We start from the raw sequence: 15,731 nt of genomic DNA, 5'->3' as shown, positions 1-15,731 counted from the left end.
GATGCCGATGAAGATCGCCATTCTTGGAGCGGGCGCGATGGGCTCGCTGTTTGGCGGGTTGCTGGCCGAAGCCGACCAGCATGTCACGCTGCTCGACATCAACGATGCACATCTGCACGCCATCGCCGCGCGCGGTTTGCGGCTGGAAACCGATTGGGGCGACCGTCATGTCGGCAACCTGCAGGCGCTGCGTCCGGGCGATGCGGCCGACGTGCCGGACTTGCTGATCGTCTTCACCAAGTCCATGCACACACGCGCCGCAGTGGCGAGCGTGCGTCATCTGATTGGCCCAGCGACACATGTACTGACGCTGCAGAACGGGCTGGGCAATGTGGAGGCGCTGGCTTCGATGGTGCAGCGAGAGCGCATCTTTGTTGGCGTCACGACGTGGCCGGCAGATTTGGTTGGCCCGGGCCACGTGCGCTCACATGGCACGGGCGAGATCCGCCTGATGAGCGCTGACGGCGAGCGGCCCGCGATACTCGCACGCGTGGTGCATGTGCTGTCCGCAGCAGGCCTGAACTGCCAGGCCGATGCCAACGTGTGGGGCGCCGTGTGGGAGAAAGTCGCTTTCAATGCCGCACTCAACCCGCTGTGTACGGTGCTGAACCAGCCCGTCGATGCGCTGGGGGCGGTAGAAGACGGCCCGGCGCTGGCGCTGACCATCGTAGATGAAGTGCTGGCCGTGGCGCGCGCCAGCGGCATTACGGTTGATGCCGGAAAGGTGAACGACAACGTACGGCACGCCATCGTCGCGCATCGCGGGCACAAGCCATCGATGCTGCAGGACGTGCTGGCCGGTCGCCTGACCGAGATTGAATCCATCAATGGCGCCGTGGTAGCGACGGCGCGCCGGCATGGCGTGCCCGTGCCGCACACCGAGACCTTGATGCAGCTCGTGCGGTTGGTGCAGGTACAGGCGCAGGCGGCACACCAGCAGGAGCGTTAGCGGACCGAGCAACCCAAGCTTTCATTCGATGGCGCGCAGACGCCACTTCAACGGAGACAAACCATGATGAGCAGTTCCAGATGGGTGAGCGCGACGCTGGTATGGCGTTGCGCTTTCGCGTGTGTGCCGTCCCAGCGGAGGCCCGCATGAATCAGAACCACACCACGGTCGATATCGGTACGGTCCTCGATGACGGGCCGTTTTCCCTTGCACAGAAGATGGCGGTGCTGCTTGCGGCCTTCGCCATCGTCATGGACGGCTTTGACGGCCAGTTGATTGGTTTTGCCATCCCCGTGCTGATCAAGGAATGGGGCATCACGCGCAACGCGTTTGCCCCGGCGGTGGCAGCGGGCCTCATCGGCATGGGGCTGGGCAGCGCCTTGGCGGGCTTGTTTGCCGACCGCTTCGGAAGACGCCTGGCGCTGATCGGCAGCGTGTTTCTGTTTGGCGTAGCGACGTGCTCGATCGGGTTTGCGCCCAACGTGGCCACGATTGCCGCGCTGCGATTCATCGCGGGCCTGGGCATTGGCGGCGCGCTGCCAAGCTCCACGACGATGACGGCGGAGTTCACGCCTGGGCGTCGCCGCACGCTGGCGGTGACGGCCACGATCGTCTGCGTGCCGTTGGGCGGGATGCTGGCGGGCCTGTTTGCCGGCCAAGTGCTGCCGCTCTATGGCTGGCGCGGGCTGTTCTGGATTGGCGGTGCGCTACCGCTCGTGCTTGGATTTGTGTTGGTGGCCGCGCTGCCCGAGTCACCGCGCTTCCTGGCGCGCCGCCAGTCGGATTGGCCGCGACTGGCGCAGCTGCTGACCAAGATGGAGCGCGATGTGCCCGCCAACGCGGTGTTTGCCGATGTGGCTGGCCAGAAGGTCATTCAACACGCAAGTTTCCGCTCCCTCTTCGCGCCGGGCCAAGCGCGTGACACGATTGCGCTCTGGGCAGCGTTTTTCATGTGCCTGCTCGCTGTGTACGCAGCGTTCAGTTGGCTGCCGACGATGCTCGCTTCAGAAGGTTTGAGCGTGAGCGTGGCGGGCTCGGGGCTGACCGCGTACAACCTTGGCGGCGTGATCGGCGCTTTGGCTTGCGCGGTGAAGATCGCCCGATGGGGTTCGCGCTGGCCAATGGCGCTGTGTTGCGTGGGCGCGGCCGCGAGCGCCTTTGCGTTGCAGGGCGTCGACGCCAAGCTGAACACGAATCTGTTGATCGTCGGCCTTGGGCTGCACGGCCTGTTTGTCAACGCGGTGCAATCGACGATGTATGCGCTGTGTGCCTACGTTTATCCGACGGCGGTGCGCGCGACGGGCACGGCATCCGCGGTGGCATTTGGGCGCGTGGGCGCCATCCTCAGCGCGTTTGCCGGCGCGATCGTCATCACAGCTGGCGGTTCGGTGGCCTATCTGGGCATGCTCGGGACCGTGATGTTGGTCGTGCTCGCCGCACTGCTCGCCATGCGCGAGCAGATTCCGCGTCTGACGGAGCGGGAGCAAGCACCCCTGGCCGCCGCATCGGTTTCGCACGGCAGCCCGGTCAAGCCGTAGCCGCCGCGCTTGGGGGCAGTGCTACATCAGGATGATGTCGTACTGCTCCTGGCTGGCCGCGGACGATTCCACCTGCAGTGAAATCGGCTTGCCGATGAAATCGCCCAGCATCGCGAGGTGCTGGCTTTCTTCTTCCAGGAACAGGTCGATGACCGACTGCGACGCGAGGATGCGGAATTCGCGCGGATTGAACTGCCGCGACTCGCGCATGATCTCGCGCAGGATGTCGTAGCACACCGTGCGCGGCGTCTTCACCTGGCCCTTGCCCTGGCATACCGGGCACTGCTCGCACAGCACATGCGCGAGCGATTCGCGCGTGCGTTTGCGCGTCATCTCCACCAGCCCAAGTTGCGAAAAGCTGTTGACCGTGATGCGTGTACGGTCACGCGACAGCGCCTTGCGCAGTTCGGCGAGCACCGCATCGCGATGCTCGGCAGACTCCATGTCGATGAAGTCGATGATGATGATGCCACCCAGGTTGCGCAGCCGCAGTTGCCGCGCAATGGTGTGCGCGGCTTCCAGATTGGTCTTGAAAATCGTGTCGTCGAAGTTGCGTGCGCCAACGTAACCGCCGGTGTTGACGTCGATGGTCGTCATCGCCTCGGTCTGGTCGATCATCAGGTAGCCGCCCGATTTCAGATCGACCCGGCGCGACAGTGCGCGCTCGACTTCAGCCTCAATGTTGTACAGGTCGAAGATTGGCCGTTCACCGGTGTAATGCGTCAGGCGCTCGACCACGGCTGGCGTGTATTCCTGCGCAAATTCGATAAGCTTCTGGTGGTTCTCGCGCGAATCGACCTGGATGCTGCGCGTTTCGTCCGTTACGAAATCGCGCAGCACGCGCTGGGCAAGATTCAGGTCCTGATACAGGATCGACGGGGCGGGCAGGGTTGTCGCGTTGTGGCGGATGGTCGCCCAGATCTTGCGCAGGTAAGCGACGTCGTTGGCGAGTTCTTCGTCGGTCGACTCTTCGGCGATCGTGCGCACGATGAAACCGCCGCGTTCTTCGGTGGGCACCATGGCGGTCACCCGTGCGCGCAGCGCTTCGCGCTCGGCCTCATTGCCGATCTTCTGCGAGATACCGATGTGCGGGTCTTGCGGCAGATACACCAGCGTGCGGCCGGCGATGCTCACCTGGGTGGACAGCCGTGCGCCCTTGGTGCCGATCGGGTCTTTGATGACCTGGACCATCAGCGCCTGACCTTCGAAGAGCGTCTTCTCGATGGCGACTTGCGGTGTGGGCGGCGCGTCCTTCGCGTCGCGCGGGTGCCAAATGTCAGCCACATGCAAGAACGCCGCACGCTCCAGCCCGATGTCGATGAAGGCCGACTGCATGCCAGGCAGCACGCGCACCACCTTGCCAAGGTAAATGTTGCCGACCAGGCCGCGCGTCAGCGTGCGCTCGATGTGAAGCTCCTGAACGGCGGCTTGCTGGACGATAGCCACGCGCGTTTCTTGCGGCGTGATATTGACGAGGATGTCTTCGGACATGGAGAGGTACCAGGAGAGCGGGTTTCAGCACCCGCCTCTGGGCCGGACAGGGTTGCCCGAAGCGTGTCTTGAAACCGGCCCTCGCACGCTGTCCGGCGCGTGCATCGGTGGCCGGTCAGAGAGCGCGAGTTACAGCGTGATTCACAGCGTGATGCCCGCCTGTGCGAGCAGTGCGGCGGTCTCGAACAGGGGTAGACCCATGATACCCGAATAGCTTCCCGAAATATGGGCCACAAAGGCGGCTGCGCGCCCCTGGATGCCGTACGCGCCCGCCTTGCCAAAGGGCTCGCCGCTGGCGATGTAGCGGGCGATGTCGTTGTCCGTCAGCACGGCAAAGCGCACGTCCGAAACGGACAGCGCATGCATCGGCGTGCCGTCGGCCTTGACGACGGTCACGGCGGTCAGCACGCGGTGTTGGCGGCCTGACATGCCGCGCAGCATGCGATGGGCGTCGGCTGCGTCAGCGGGTTTGCCGAGGATCTCGCCGCCCAGGCACACCGTCGTGTCAGACGTGAGGATCGGCAAAGCGGGGAGGTTGCGTGCAGTGCGGCGACGCACAGCCGCCTGCGCCTTCAATGCGCAGACCCGTTGAACGTAGTCGTCGGGCGTCTCGCCGGGGAGCTCGGCTTCCAGCGCTTCCGCATCTTCATCGTCGCTGGCGAGCAGCAGCTCGAAGCGCGCGCCGATCTGGCGCAGCAGTTCCTGCCGGCGCGGGCTTTGCGAGGCGAGATAGAGGTGCGGCGCGCTGTGTGCATCCATGGTCATACGCGGTGATACGGGTGGTTCTGCGTGATGCTCCATGCGCGGTAGAGCTGCTCGGCCAGCAGCACACGCACCATGCCGTGGGGCAGCGTCAGGCTCGACAGGCGGATCAGCGTACGGGCTTTTGCCTTGAGTGCCGGATCCAGCCCATCCGCGCCGCCAATCACGAACGCGATGTCGCCGCCTTCCTGTTGCCATCCGGTGAGCGATTCAGCCAGTGCGACGGTGGTGAGGTCCTTGCCCCGTTCATCCAGCGCGATCATGCGACAGCCCTTGGGCAGCGCGGCTTCAATGCGCGCCGCCTCAAGCTGCATGACGGTGGCGGCGGTGCGGCTGCCCGAGCGTTGCTCAGGCTTGATCTCGCGCAGTTCGATGCGCAGTTCGGGCGGCATGCGCTTGGCATATTCAGAGAAGCCTTCCTCGATCCAGGACGGCATCTTGTGCCCGACGGCAACGATCAGCAACTGCATGGTGAGACGGTCTGCCAGACGTTACGCCGCGCGCTTCTTGGCTGGCGCGCGCTTGGCTGCCGTCTTTGCGGCGGTCTTCGTGGCGGGCTTGGCCGTGCTGGGTGCGCGCTTGGTGGCCGGCTTCTTGGGGGCGGTCTTGGCGGGAGCCTTCTTGGCCGGTGCGGCGGCCTTGGTCGGGCGCTCGCCTGCCAGCTTCGGCTTGGTGGTCCGGCGCTTGGCGGGCGTGACCTCTTCGGTCTCGTCTTCCTCGTCGTCGTAACCTTCGCTGGCCTTGGGCAGACCGCGCTTGCCGGTGCCGCCGAGTTCGATGCGCACCGGCTTGTCACCCCAGATCTCTTCGAGGTTGTAGTACAGGCGCAGCTGCGGCTGCATGATGTGGACCACGGCGTCGCCGCAGTCGACCAGCACCCATTCGCCCACGTCTTCGCCTTCCACGGCGATGATGTGGCCGCCCGCTTCCTTGACGGCGTCACGCACAGATGCGGCGAGGGCCTTCGTCTGGCGATTGGACGTGCCGCTGGCGATGACCGTGCGGTCGAACAGTTCGGTCAGGTGCGTCGTATTGAAGACCTTGATGTCTTGCGCCTTGACGTCTTCGAGCGCGTCGACGATCACGCGTTGTAGTTTGCGAATATCCATACTGAGTGAGAAGAACGTTTAAAGGGCGAGAAAAAAGGTCAAAAAAGGGCGTGAATGTGGTCAATCACGCGGTCAAGCACTGACCGTGCCGTTGGCGCGGCGGTACAGCGAATGCGATTGGATCAGGTCGGCCACGCCGGCGGGCAGGTCGGCGTCGCAGCGCGCGCCGGTGGCCAACTGCTGGCGCAGGCGGGTGGATGACAGGTCGACGGCCAGGGTCTGGTCGATCCACATATGGCCGGCGGGTGCGCATTGTATCAATGCCGTGTCGCCGCGGCGCACATCGAGCTCGCGCTGTACCGGCACATGCAATGCCTGAAGGTCGAAACCCGGGCGTGTGGCGACGCACAGGTGGACGTATTCGAACAGGTCTTGCCAGCCGTGCCAGGTGTCCAGGCCGACAAGCTGGTCGGCGCCCATCAGCCACGCCATGGAGGTATCCGGGCCATAGACGCCGCGCAATTCGCGCACGGTGTCGATCGTGTAGCTCGGGCCGTGGCGGTCGACTTCCATGCTGCTGACATGGACACGGGCGTGGCTTCCGAGTACCGAACGGGCGGCCAGCTCGGTCATCGCGAAGCGTAGCGGTGCTGGTGTGATGTCAGCCGCCTTCTGCCAGGACACGCCGGTCGGAATCCACAGCAGTTCATCGAGGTCGAGGCGGGCAATACACAGCTCGGCCAGCGCAACGTGGCCGATATGCGGCGGATCGAACGTGCCGCCCAGCAAGCCAAGCCGGTAGGGGCGATCGAGAGTGGGGCGCGCGAACGTGGGAAGCGTCATACCCAATCGCGCGCCGGCAGGAAATCGGTGTACAGCGCGGCCTCGGGCGACCCCGGTTCCGGCTGCCAGTCGTAGCGCCAGTTGGCCACCGGCGGCATCGACATCAGGATCGATTCCGCGCGACCGCCGCTTTGCAGGCCAAACAGCGTGCCGCGATCGAATACCAGGTTGAACTCGACATAGCGGCCACGTCGATAGGCCTGGAACGCGCGTTCGCGCTCACCGTAGGGTGTGGTGTGGCGTTGTTCGGCGATGGGCAGCCAGGCGGGCAGGAAGGCGTCGCCGACCGAGCGCATCATTTCGAAGCTGCGCTCGAAGCCCAGCTCCGCAAAGTCGTCAAAGAAAACGCCGCCGACGCCGCGCGCCTCCTTGCGGTGCTTCAGGTAGAAATAGTCGTCGCACCATTGCTTGAAGCGCGGATACAGCTCGTCGCCGTAAGGGGCAAGGGCGCTTTGGCAGGTGCGGTGGAAATGCGAGGCGTCTTCGGTGAACCCGTAGTAGGGCGTGAGGTCCATGCCGCCGCCGAACCACCAGACGGGGTCGGCATCGGGGCGCACGGCGACGAAGCAGCGCACATTCATGTGCACCGTCGGCACGTAGGGGTTGCGCGGATGGAAGACGAGCGACACGCCCATCGCCTCGAAACCGCGCCCCGCCAATTCGGGCCGGTTGGCCGTCGCCGAAGGGGGCAGGGTGTCGCCCAACACATGCGAGAAGCCAACGCCGCCGCGTTCAAGCAGCGTGCCGCCTTCCAGGATGCGTGTGCGACCGCTGCCGCGCAGGCGTTCGGTGGGCGGCTTTTCCCATGCGTCGGTGACGAATGTGCCGCCGTCCAGCGCGCTGGCGGCAGTGGTGATGCGATCCTGCAGGTCCAGCAGGTAGGCGCGGACGGCTTGGGTATCCATGCGATCAGAAGGGGGCCGCCCGTCGAGGCGAGGGCCGAGTCATACGGTTGTCACCATTGTAGCGGGCGGGCCGCCGGGGCAAGTCGGGGATCACCCGGGGTGACGGATGCCGCGCCTGCCCCATGATGGGGCGCCAGCGCGGCGTGCTGTCGCTCAATGGCGGATGGCGCGATGGCCGATATCGGTCCGGTACTGGGCGCCGTCAAAGTGGATCTGCTCGATGGCGTTGTACGCCGCACGCTGGGCTGCCTTCACGGTATCAGCCAGGCCCACCACGCACAGCACCCGGCCGCCGTTGGTGGTCAGCACGCCGTCTTTGAGCGTGGTGCCGGCGTGGAAGGTGACGCTGTCTTCGGTTTCCTTCGGGATGCCGGTGATGACGTCGCCTTTGCGCGGTGTGTCCGGGTAATTGTGCGCGGCCATCACCACGCCCAGCGCAGTGCGGCGATCCCAGTCCAGCTCCATGCCGTCAAGCTTGCCGTCGATGGCGCGGTCGAGCACGTCGTACAGGTCGGTCTTCATGCGCGCCATGATGGGCTGCGTTTCCGGATCGCCCATGCGGCAATTGAATTCGAGCGTCTTGGGATTGCCGTCTGCGTCGATCATCAGGCCGGCATACAGGAAGCCGGTGTACGGAATGCCGTCTTTTTCCATACCGCGGATGGTCGGCATGATGATCTCGCGCAGTGCGCGTGCGTGCAGCGTGGGCGTGACCACCGGCGCGGGCGAGTAGGCGCCCATGCCGCCCGTGTTGGGGCCGGCGTCGCCGTCGAGCAGGCGCTTGTGGTCCTGGCTAGTGGCCAGCGCGACGACGTTCTTGCCGTCGCACACGACGATGAAGCTCGCTTCTTCGCCGGCGAGGAATTCTTCGATCACCACACGCGCACCGGCGTCACCGAGGCGGTTGTCGGCCAGCATCATGTCGATGGCGCTGTGCGCCTCTTCGGCCGTCATGGCTACGACCACGCCCTTGCCGGCGGCCAGGCCATCGGCCTTGATGACGATCGGAGCGCCTTCCTGGTCAACATACGCATGTGCCTGGGCAGCATCGCCAAAGGTCTGGTACTTGGCGGTCGGAATGCCATGGCGGTGCATGAACGCCTTGGCGAAATCCTTCGACGATTCGAGCTGCGCGGCGGCCTTGGTCGGCCCGAAGATGCGCAGGCCCTTAGCGCGGAACAGGTCGACGATGCCGGCGGCAAGCGGCGCTTCCGGGCCGACCACCGTGAAGTGGATGCCTTCGCGCTCGGCAAAGGCGGCCAGCACTTCCGGATCCGTGATCGGGAGGTTTTGCAGGCGCTTGTCCAGCGCCGTGCCGCCGTTGCCGGGGGCCACATACACCACCTGTACCTTGGGCGAGCGTGCCAGCTTCCATGCCAGGGCGTGCTCTCGACCGCCCGAACCGACCACCATCACTTTCATGCTGTACCTACCTGAAATTGCAAATCCGATTCGAAATCTGGAAAACAAAAACGGCGATCGTGAGGTCGATCGCCGTTATGCGCGTGTCCGGGGGCTTACTCCCCGATGACCGCGTTGGTGAAGACTTCCTGCACGTCGTCCAGGTTTTCCAGGACGTCGAGCAGCTTCTGCATCTTGACCGCGTCTTCGCCGGTGAACACGACTTCGGTCTGCGGCTTCATGATGACTTCGGCCAGTTCGGCCTTGAAGCCAGCGGCTTCCAGCGCGGTCTTGACCTTGGCGAAATCGTGGGGCGGGCAGATGACTTCGAGCGAGCCGTCGTCGTGCGTGATGACGTCATCGGCGCCGGCTTCGAGCGCGGCGTCCATCAGCTTGTCTTCGGGCGTGCCGGGGGCAAAGATGAACTGGCCGATATGGTCGAACAGGAACGCGACGGAGCCCGATGTGCCCATATTGCCGCCGTACTTGTCGAACCCGTGACGGACTTCGGCCACGGTACGCGTGCGGTTGTCGGTCAGACAGTCGACGATCACGGCGGCGCCGTTGATGCCATAGCCTTCGTAGCGGATTTCCTCGTAGTTCGCGCCTTCCAGGCCGCCCACGCCGCGCTGGATCGCGCGGTTGATGTTGTCCTTCGGCATGTTCGCGTCGGTGGCCTTGTCCATGGCCAGGCGCAGGCGCGGGTTGGAGTCGGCATCGCCGCCGCCCAGGCGGGCCGCCACGGTGATTTCCTTGATCAGGCGCGTCCAAATCTTGCCGCGCTTGGCGTCGGCAGCGGCTTTTTTATGCTTGATATTGGCCCATTTGGAATGACCGGCCATGAAACTCTCCGAGCGGAATGCAGTGGAATCTGGCGCTCAGATGGCGGTTTGACGCCACCTGCACGCTCTATAATCGGTCGCGGATTTTAGCATGCTGCACACGCCCGCCGCCCCGTCCATCCGGTCGACTTGCCGGTGTGTCCTCCCCAGATTGATCCTCGTCCAAACGCCATGACCGATCCCATCCTGATTGCCAAGAACGCCAAAGCGGAGTTGGTGCTGTTGCCCCAACTCGCGAACCGGCATGGCTTGATCACCGGCGCCACCGGCACCGGCAAGACCGTCACCCTGCAAACGATCGCCCAGGGCCTGTCGAAGATTGGCGTACCGGTCTTTCTGGCCGACGTGAAAGGTGATCTGACCGGCATCTCGCAACCCGGCCAACCAAACGACAAGCTCAAGGCCCGCCTGCAGGAGCGCGGCCTGGAAGAGCCGCAATGGGCCGGTTGCCCTGTCACGTTGTGGGATGTGTATGGCGAACGCGGCCACCCCGTGCGCGCCACCGTGTCCGACATGGGCCCGCTGATGCTTTCCCGCATGCTGGAGCTGAATGACATCCAGACCGGCGTGCTGAACCTCGTCTTCAAAATTGCGGACGACTCGGGCCTCGCGCTGCTCGACATGAAAGACCTGCGTGCGATGTTGCAGCACGTGGGCGAGCATGCGTCTGACTACACGAACAAGTACGGGAACATCTCGTCGGCCAGCATCGGCGCCATCCAGCGCAACCTGATCGCGCTGGAAGAGCAGGGCGCCGACCGGTTCTTCGGCGAGCCCATGCTCGACATCAACGACCTGATGCAGACGGTGCGCGGCCAGGGCGTGATCAACATCCTGGCCGCCGACAAGCTGCTCAATGCGCCCAAGTTGTACGCGACGTTCCTGCTGTGGTTGCTCTCCGAACTGTTCGAGCATCTGCCGGAGGTGGGCGACGTGGACAAGCCCAAGCTCGCCTTCTTCTTTGACGAGGCGCACCTGCTGTTCAACGATGCGCCGCCGTCGCTGCTGCAGAAGGTGGAGCAGGTGGTGCGGCTGATCCGCTCGAAGGGCGTGGGCGTGTACTTCGTGACGCAAAACCCGGCCGACGTGCCGGACACGGTGCTCGGCCAGCTCGGCAACCGCGTGCAGCACGCGCTCCGGGCGTTCACACCGCGCGACCAGAAGGCCGTGAAGGCCGCGGCCACCACGATGCGCGCGAACCCGGAGTTCAGCATCGAAGAGGCCATCGGCGAACTGGCCGTGGGCGAGGCGCTGATTTCCATGCTGGACGAGGGCGGTCGCCCGGAGATCACGCAGCGTGCGTTTGTCGTCCCACCCGCGTCGCGCATCGGCCCGATCTCGGACGACGAGCGCCGCGAGCTGATGACGAATTCGCTGGTGGCCGGCCGCTACGACACGGCAATCGACCGCGAATCGGCGTACGAAATCCTGAACGGCCGCGTGGCGAAGGGCGGGGCGACATCTGCGCCTGCACCGGGTTCCATCGGCACGGATTTCGGGGCATCGACTGGTTCAGCACCCGCATCGGCGCCCGCGCCCGCGCCACAGGAGAGCGGCGGCTGGCTGGGCGATGTCGGCTCGATCCTCACAAAGGGTACGGGCCGCAGCGGCCGTGGCGATTCGATTGTCGAAACGTTAGCCAAGTCGACGATGCGCACCATCGGTTCCACCGTCGGGCGCGAAATCGTTCGTGGCGTGCTGGGCAGCATTCTCGGCGGATCGAAGAAACGCTGAGCGCGCCCGGTACTCCAAAGACAACAGCCGGCATTGCCGGCTGTTTTTGTTTGCGCTGAGAATGCGCGATCAGTTTTTCGTGCCGAACAGGCGGTCGCCCGCATCGCCTAGGCCCGGGATGATGTAGGCGTTTTCATCCAGGTGCGAATCGAGCGACGCCACAAACAGCTTCACGCCCGGATGCGCCTTCTGGAACACCTCTACGCCTTCGGGCGCCGCCACGAGTGCCAGGAACAGGATGTTCTCGTCGGGCACGCCGCGTTTCTTCATCACGTCGACGGCGTGTACGGCCGAGTAACCGGTGGCGACCATCGGATCGCACAGGATGAAGGTGCGGTCTTCCAGGTCGGGCAGCCGCACGAGGTATTCCACCGGACGGTGCTGCTCATCACGGTACACGCCGATGTGGCCGATGCGCGCCGACGGAATCAGTTCGATCAAGCCGTCGCTCATACCCACGCCCGCACGCAGCACCGGCACCACGGCCAGCTTGCGGCCGGCGATGACGGGCGCTTCCATCGGGCCCATCGGCGTGTCGATGTGGCGGCTGGTCAGCGGCAGGTTGCGGGTGATCTCGTAGCCCATCAGCAGCGTGATCTCACGCAGCAACTCGCGAAACGTGCGTGTCGACGTGTCCTTGTCGCGCATGTGCGTGAGCTTGTGCTGGATCAGCGGGTGGTTGAGGATGAACAGGTTCGGAAAGCGCGGATCTTGTTTCATGGCGGCAAGGGATTCTCAGATGGGGCGCATTGTACCGGCGCGCCCCCGTGCCGATTGGTGAGGCGCTCAGCGGCGCCCGCGCATCAGGATCACGTACACCACGGCCGAAATTGCCAGGCCCACGAACCACGCATACGTGTACAGCGCTTCGAACACGCCGGGCACGCTGGCGACGAATCCCGCCTGCTTGAAGAAGCCCGGCAGATTGGGCAGCACGCCGATGATGAGCGCGACGATGGCGCGGCCGTTCCAGCCGTTGCCGTAACCGTAGGGGCCGTCCACGCGGAACAGCTCGCCGGTCTTGAGCACCGTGCGGCGCACCAGGAAGTAATCGACCATCATGATGCCGGCCACCGGGCCCAGCAGCGCGCCGTAACCGACCAGCCACGTGAAGATGTAGCCCTTGGTCGTTTCCAGGATCTTCCACGGCATCATCGCCAGGCCGATGCCCGCCGTGATGTAGCCGCCGATGCGGAACGAGATGCGATGCGGCGCCAGGTTTGAAAAGTCATACGCCGGCGACACCACGTTCGCGGCGATGTTCGTCATCAGCGTGGCGGTGATCAGCGCCAGCAGGGCCACGATGACCGACGGGCCCGTCATCTTGCCGGCCAGCGTAACCGGATCCCAGATGGCCTGGCCGTAGATGACCACCGTGGACGACGTGACGAGCACGGCCACCAGCGCCAGCAGACCCATCGGCAGCGGCAGGCCGATCGCTTGCCCGACGAGCTGGTCGCGCTGGCTGTGTGCGAAGCGGGTGAAGTCGGGAATGTTCAGCGCCAGCGTGGCCCAGTAGCCGACCATGGCGGTGAGCGACGGCCAGAAGAAGCCCCAGAACTCGCCGGCGCGCTTACCGCCGGCAGAAAACGCCGACGGCGCCGAGAGCATTGGGCCAAAGCCGCCCGCATTGATATACGCCCACCAGACCAGGCCGAGTGCCGCCAGGATCAGCAGCGGGGTGGCCAGCGCCTGGAAGCGCTTGATCGATTCGAGTCCCTTGGTGATCAGCCAGATGTGCAGCGCCCAGAACAGCAGGAAGCAGAATCCCTGGCCCGGGTTGATGCCCAGCCCCGGAATATTGCTGCCGACCAGCATGTTGTCCGTGACGACGTTGAGGATCGTGTAGATCGCCTGGCTGCCCAGCCACGTCTGGATGCCGAACCAGCCGCACGCCACGATGGCCCGCAGAATGGCCGGCAACTGCGCACCGCGCACGCCGAACGAGGCCCGCACCAGCACAGGGAAGGGAATGCCGTACTTGGTACCTGCGTGCCCCACCAGCACCATCGGCACGAGCACGATCAGGTTGCCGAGAAACACCGTCAGCACCGCCTGCCACCAGTTCATGCCCTCGCTCATCAGGCCCGAAGCCAGCATGTAGGCCGGCACCGACACCACCATCGACACCCACAGCGCGGCGTAGTTGGTGGCCGTCCAGGTGCGGGCGGCGGGCGGGGTCGGGTTGAGGTCTTCGTTCCAGAGGGTCGGGTCGGGTGCCCCGGCGGCGTCCGCAGAGAATGCGGCAGAGGTGGTTTGGCTCATGTCGAAGTGGGATCCGTTGTCGTTGTAGATGTTCGGAATGCAGGCGCGATTGTACGGCGGTCGCTGCTGCCACAAGCGAAACCTGTGCCACGCGCACCGCACCCCCGCGCCGGAACGTTTTGTTGAATTCCAATACAATCGACAGCGCTCTCCAACGCCGCCCGCATCTCTCCCGCACCCCCGCTGTGACCACCGCGTCCTCTGCGTCTTCCACGCCCGCAAGAACCACCGACACCGGTGGCCTGCTGCTCGCCTCGGTGGGCGCCGTGCTGTTCTCCGCCAAGGCCATCGTCGCCAAGCTGATGTACCGCTATCAGGTGGACGCCGTCATGGTCATCACCCTGCGCATGCTGCTGGCCGCGCCGCTGTTCATGGCGATGGGATGGTGGCAGTCGCGCCGTGCGGAGCCCCTGGCTGTGCCGGACCGCTGGCGCATCGTCGGCTTGGGGCTCATCGGCTATTACCTCTCCAGCTTTCTCGACTTCCTCGGGCTGCAGTACATCACGGCCGGGCTGGAGCGGCTGATCCTGTTTCTGACGCCGTCGTTCGTGCTGTTGATCACGTCAACGGTATTCAAGCGGCGCATTACCGGCTTGCAATGGATGTCGCTGGCGCTGGCCTATGCCGGCATCGTGCTGGTGTTCGCGCATGACCTGAACCTGGGTGGCAACAACGTCTGGCTGGGCGGCGGTTTGGTGCTCGCCAGCGCCATCAGCTACGGTATCTATCTGCTGGCCAGCGGCGAACTGGTCAAGCGCGTGGGCTCGATGCGGCTGGTTGCCTATGCGATGTGCGTGTCGACCGTGGCCTGTATCGTCCAGTTTCTGGTGCTGCGGCCGGTTTCGACGCTGGTGCTGCCCTGGCAGGTATATGGGCTGTCGGCCATCAATTCGGTGTTCTGTACCGTGGCGCCGGTCACGATGACGATGATGGCGGTGGCGCGCGTAGGTGCGCCGGTGGCGTCGCAGGCGGGCATGATCGGGCCGGTCTCGACGCTGCTGCTGGGCTGGTGGCTGCTGGGCGAGCCGATCACGATTTGGCAGATTGCCGGCAGTGCATTAGTGCTTGCCGGTATGGCGCTGCTGTCACGCCGTCGCGGCTGACTGGCGGCCGATCTAAATAATCCAAATAACAACCACAAGGAGTCAGACAGATGGACTTGGGCCTGAAAGGCAAGCGAGCGCTGGTGTGCGGCGCAAGCAAGGGATTGGGCTTTGCGTGCGCCGACGCGCTGGCTGCCGAAGGCGTGGATGTGGTGATCGTCGCGCGCGGTGCCGAAGCGTTGTCGGCAGCCGCCGAGCGCATCCGCACGGCGCACGGTGTGCGCGTGGAGGCCGTCGCCACCGACATCACCACGCCGGAAGGCCGCGCCGAAGCGCTGCTCGCTTGCGAGCGCCTGGGCGGCTCGCCCGACATTCTGATCAACAATGCGGGCGGTCCGCCGCCGGGCAACTTCCGCGATTGGGACCGCGACGCGTGGAATGCCGCGCTCAACGCCAACATGCTCACGCCCATCGACCTCATCAAAGCTACCGTCGACAAGATGATCGAGCGCCGCTGGGGCCGCATCGTCAACATCACCAGCGGGGCGGTGAAGGCGCCGATCGACGTGCTGGGTCTGTCCAACGGCGCGCGCTCTGGCCTGACGGGCTTCGTGGCCGGCCTGGCGCGTGAAGTCGCCAAGCATGGCGTAACGATCAACAATCTGTTGCCGGGGCAGTTCGAGACCGACCGCCTGACCAAGACGCTGGAGGCAGGCGCCAAGGCCGTCGGCATCAGCGCAGAAGAGAATTTCGACCGCAAGCGGCAGGGCAATCCCACCCGACGCTTCGGCCAACCGGCCGAGTTTGGCGCCGTGTGTGCCTTCCTCTGCAGCCAGCATGCCGGCTACCTGAATGCGCAAAACATCCTGTTGGATGGCGGCAGCTTTCCTGGCACCTTTTAAGCCAATC

General features: G+C 64.9%; 15 protein-coding genes. 5 read left to right on the top strand and 10 right to left on the bottom strand.

The genetic code is table 11. The features are described from left to right. Positions 1–7: 7 nt before the first annotated feature. Together AAHM38_RS15320 and AAHM38_RS15315 are read left to right on the top strand one after the other, a co-directional pair. The gene (locus AAHM38_RS15320; RefSeq protein ID WP_103519422.1) at positions 8–949 is read left to right on the top strand and encodes a ketopantoate reductase family protein; all 942 of its coding nucleotides are present in this window, start codon (positions 8–10) and stop codon (positions 947–949) included. A gap of 146 nt (positions 950–1,095) precedes the next feature. Continuing rightward, positions 1,096–2,487, top strand: a complete 1,392-nt coding sequence (locus tag AAHM38_RS15315) for an MFS transporter (RefSeq protein WP_116575509.1) — start codon at positions 1,096–1,098, stop codon at positions 2,485–2,487. Between the two features lie 21 nt (positions 2,488–2,508). Here AAHM38_RS15315 and rng read toward each other — a convergent pair whose 3' ends face one another. From rng to AAHM38_RS15275, 8 genes are all read right to left on the bottom strand, one after another. Then, positions 2,509–3,978, bottom strand: coding sequence for a ribonuclease G (gene rng, locus AAHM38_RS15310; protein ID WP_012762396.1), 1,470 nt, complete (start codon positions 3,976–3,978; stop codon positions 2,509–2,511). Between the two features lie 141 nt (positions 3,979–4,119). Then, positions 4,120–4,743 carry a Maf family protein gene (locus AAHM38_RS15305; RefSeq protein ID WP_116575353.1) on the bottom strand — a complete coding sequence of 208 codons (624 nt, stop codon included), beginning with the start codon at positions 4,741–4,743 and terminating at the stop codon, positions 4,120–4,122. Continuing rightward, positions 4,740–5,210 carry a 23S rRNA (pseudouridine(1915)-N(3))-methyltransferase RlmH gene (rlmH, locus tag AAHM38_RS15300; RefSeq protein WP_004631023.1) on the bottom strand — a complete coding sequence of 157 codons (471 nt, stop codon included), beginning with the start codon at positions 5,208–5,210 and terminating at the stop codon, positions 4,740–4,742. The genes AAHM38_RS15305 and rlmH overlap by 4 nt, the downstream gene beginning before the upstream one ends. 21 nt (positions 5,211–5,231) lie before the next feature. Continuing rightward, positions 5,232–5,849 (bottom strand): ribosome silencing factor, encoded by a 618-nt coding sequence (rsfS, locus tag AAHM38_RS15295; protein WP_116575352.1) that lies wholly within the window; start codon positions 5,847–5,849, stop codon positions 5,232–5,234. Positions 5,850–5,921: 72 nt separating this feature from the next. Beyond that, a complete protein-coding gene (locus AAHM38_RS15290; RefSeq protein ID WP_116575351.1) occupies positions 5,922–6,632 on the bottom strand; it encodes a nicotinate-nucleotide adenylyltransferase in 711 nt (236 codons plus the stop codon). Beyond that, a complete protein-coding gene (hemF, locus tag AAHM38_RS15285) occupies positions 6,629–7,537 on the bottom strand; it encodes an oxygen-dependent coproporphyrinogen oxidase (protein ID WP_012762391.1) in 909 nt (302 codons plus the stop codon). The genes AAHM38_RS15290 and hemF overlap by 4 nt, the downstream gene beginning before the upstream one ends. A 153-nt stretch (positions 7,538–7,690) precedes the next feature. Continuing rightward, positions 7,691–8,959 carry a phosphoribosylamine--glycine ligase gene (gene purD / locus AAHM38_RS15280; RefSeq protein WP_116575350.1) on the bottom strand — a complete coding sequence of 423 codons (1,269 nt, stop codon included), beginning with the start codon at positions 8,957–8,959 and terminating at the stop codon, positions 7,691–7,693. A 95-nt stretch (positions 8,960–9,054) separates the two neighbouring features. Continuing rightward, positions 9,055–9,780 carry a YebC/PmpR family DNA-binding transcriptional regulator gene (locus tag AAHM38_RS15275; RefSeq protein WP_004631018.1) on the bottom strand — a complete coding sequence of 242 codons (726 nt, stop codon included), beginning with the start codon at positions 9,778–9,780 and terminating at the stop codon, positions 9,055–9,057. A 171-nt stretch (positions 9,781–9,951) separates the two neighbouring features. Here AAHM38_RS15275 and AAHM38_RS15270 point away from each other — a divergent pair, with 171 nt between their 5' ends. After that, complete coding sequence (locus AAHM38_RS15270; RefSeq protein ID WP_116575349.1) at positions 9,952–11,514, top strand: helicase HerA-like C-terminal domain-containing protein; 1,563 nt, start codon at positions 9,952–9,954, stop codon at positions 11,512–11,514. A gap of 69 nt (positions 11,515–11,583) precedes the next feature. On the opposite strand, the gene upp is transcribed toward AAHM38_RS15270, so the two are convergent. Both upp and AAHM38_RS15260 read right to left on the bottom strand, forming a co-directional pair. Continuing rightward, positions 11,584–12,234: a uracil phosphoribosyltransferase gene (gene upp / locus AAHM38_RS15265; RefSeq protein WP_012762388.1), complete on the bottom strand. Its 651-nt coding sequence runs from the start codon at positions 12,232–12,234 to the stop codon at positions 11,584–11,586. A 66-nt stretch (positions 12,235–12,300) separates the two neighbouring features. Further along, the gene (locus AAHM38_RS15260; RefSeq protein ID WP_041668506.1) at positions 12,301–13,779 is read right to left on the bottom strand and encodes an NCS1 family nucleobase:cation symporter-1; all 1,479 of its coding nucleotides are present in this window, start codon (positions 13,777–13,779) and stop codon (positions 12,301–12,303) included. 185 nt (positions 13,780–13,964) lie between these two features. Here AAHM38_RS15260 and AAHM38_RS15255 point away from each other — a divergent pair, with 185 nt between their 5' ends. Continuing rightward, entirely contained in the window at positions 13,965–14,882 is a 918-nt protein-coding gene (locus AAHM38_RS15255; RefSeq protein ID WP_012762386.1) for a DMT family transporter, read from the top strand. A gap of 50 nt (positions 14,883–14,932) precedes the next feature. After that, entirely contained in the window at positions 14,933–15,724 is a 792-nt protein-coding gene (locus tag AAHM38_RS15250; RefSeq protein WP_012762385.1) for an SDR family oxidoreductase, read from the top strand. Positions 15,725–15,731 lie beyond the last annotated feature (7 nt).

It is taken from the genome of Ralstonia sp. OTU4908 (assembly GCF_038440115.1).
GTDB classification, from domain to species: Bacteria; Pseudomonadota; Gammaproteobacteria; order Burkholderiales; family Burkholderiaceae; genus Ralstonia; species Ralstonia pickettii.
The sequence above is the reverse complement of the archived record's forward strand: the minus strand, read 5'-3'. Positions and strand labels throughout refer to the sequence as shown.

Bases quoted from the DNA above. Each gene is read 5' to 3' on its own strand.
- AAHM38_RS15320 (WP_103519422.1), top strand. From the start codon at position 8: ATGAAGATCGCCATTCTTGGAGCGGGCGCGATGGGCTCGCTGTTTGGC.
- AAHM38_RS15315 (WP_116575509.1), top strand. From the start codon at position 1,096: ATGAATCAGAACCACACCACGGTCGATATCGGTACGGTCCTCGATGAC.
- rng (WP_012762396.1), bottom strand. From the start codon at position 3,978: ATGTCCGAAGACATCCTCGTCAATATCACGCCGCAAGAAACGCGCGTG.
- AAHM38_RS15305 (WP_116575353.1), bottom strand. From the start codon at position 4,743: ATGACCATGGATGCACACAGCGCGCCGCACCTCTATCTCGCCTCGCAA.
- rlmH (WP_004631023.1), bottom strand. From the start codon at position 5,210: ATGCAGTTGCTGATCGTTGCCGTCGGGCACAAGATGCCGTCCTGGATC.
- rsfS (WP_116575352.1), bottom strand. From the start codon at position 5,849: ATGGATATTCGCAAACTACAACGCGTGATCGTCGACGCGCTCGAAGAC.
- AAHM38_RS15290 (WP_116575351.1), bottom strand. From the start codon at position 6,632: ATGACGCTTCCCACGTTCGCGCGCCCCACTCTCGATCGCCCCTACCGG.
- hemF (WP_012762391.1), bottom strand. From the start codon at position 7,537: ATGGATACCCAAGCCGTCCGCGCCTACCTGCTGGACCTGCAGGATCGC.
- purD (WP_116575350.1), bottom strand. From the start codon at position 8,959: ATGAAAGTGATGGTGGTCGGTTCGGGCGGTCGAGAGCACGCCCTGGCA.
- AAHM38_RS15275 (WP_004631018.1), bottom strand. From the start codon at position 9,780: ATGGCCGGTCATTCCAAATGGGCCAATATCAAGCATAAAAAAGCCGCT.
- AAHM38_RS15270 (WP_116575349.1), top strand. From the start codon at position 9,952: ATGACCGATCCCATCCTGATTGCCAAGAACGCCAAAGCGGAGTTGGTG.
- upp (WP_012762388.1), bottom strand. From the start codon at position 12,234: ATGAAACAAGATCCGCGCTTTCCGAACCTGTTCATCCTCAACCACCCG.
- AAHM38_RS15260 (WP_041668506.1), bottom strand. From the start codon at position 13,779: ATGAGCCAAACCACCTCTGCCGCATTCTCTGCGGACGCCGCCGGGGCA.
- AAHM38_RS15250 (WP_012762385.1), top strand. From the start codon at position 14,933: ATGGACTTGGGCCTGAAAGGCAAGCGAGCGCTGGTGTGCGGCGCAAGC.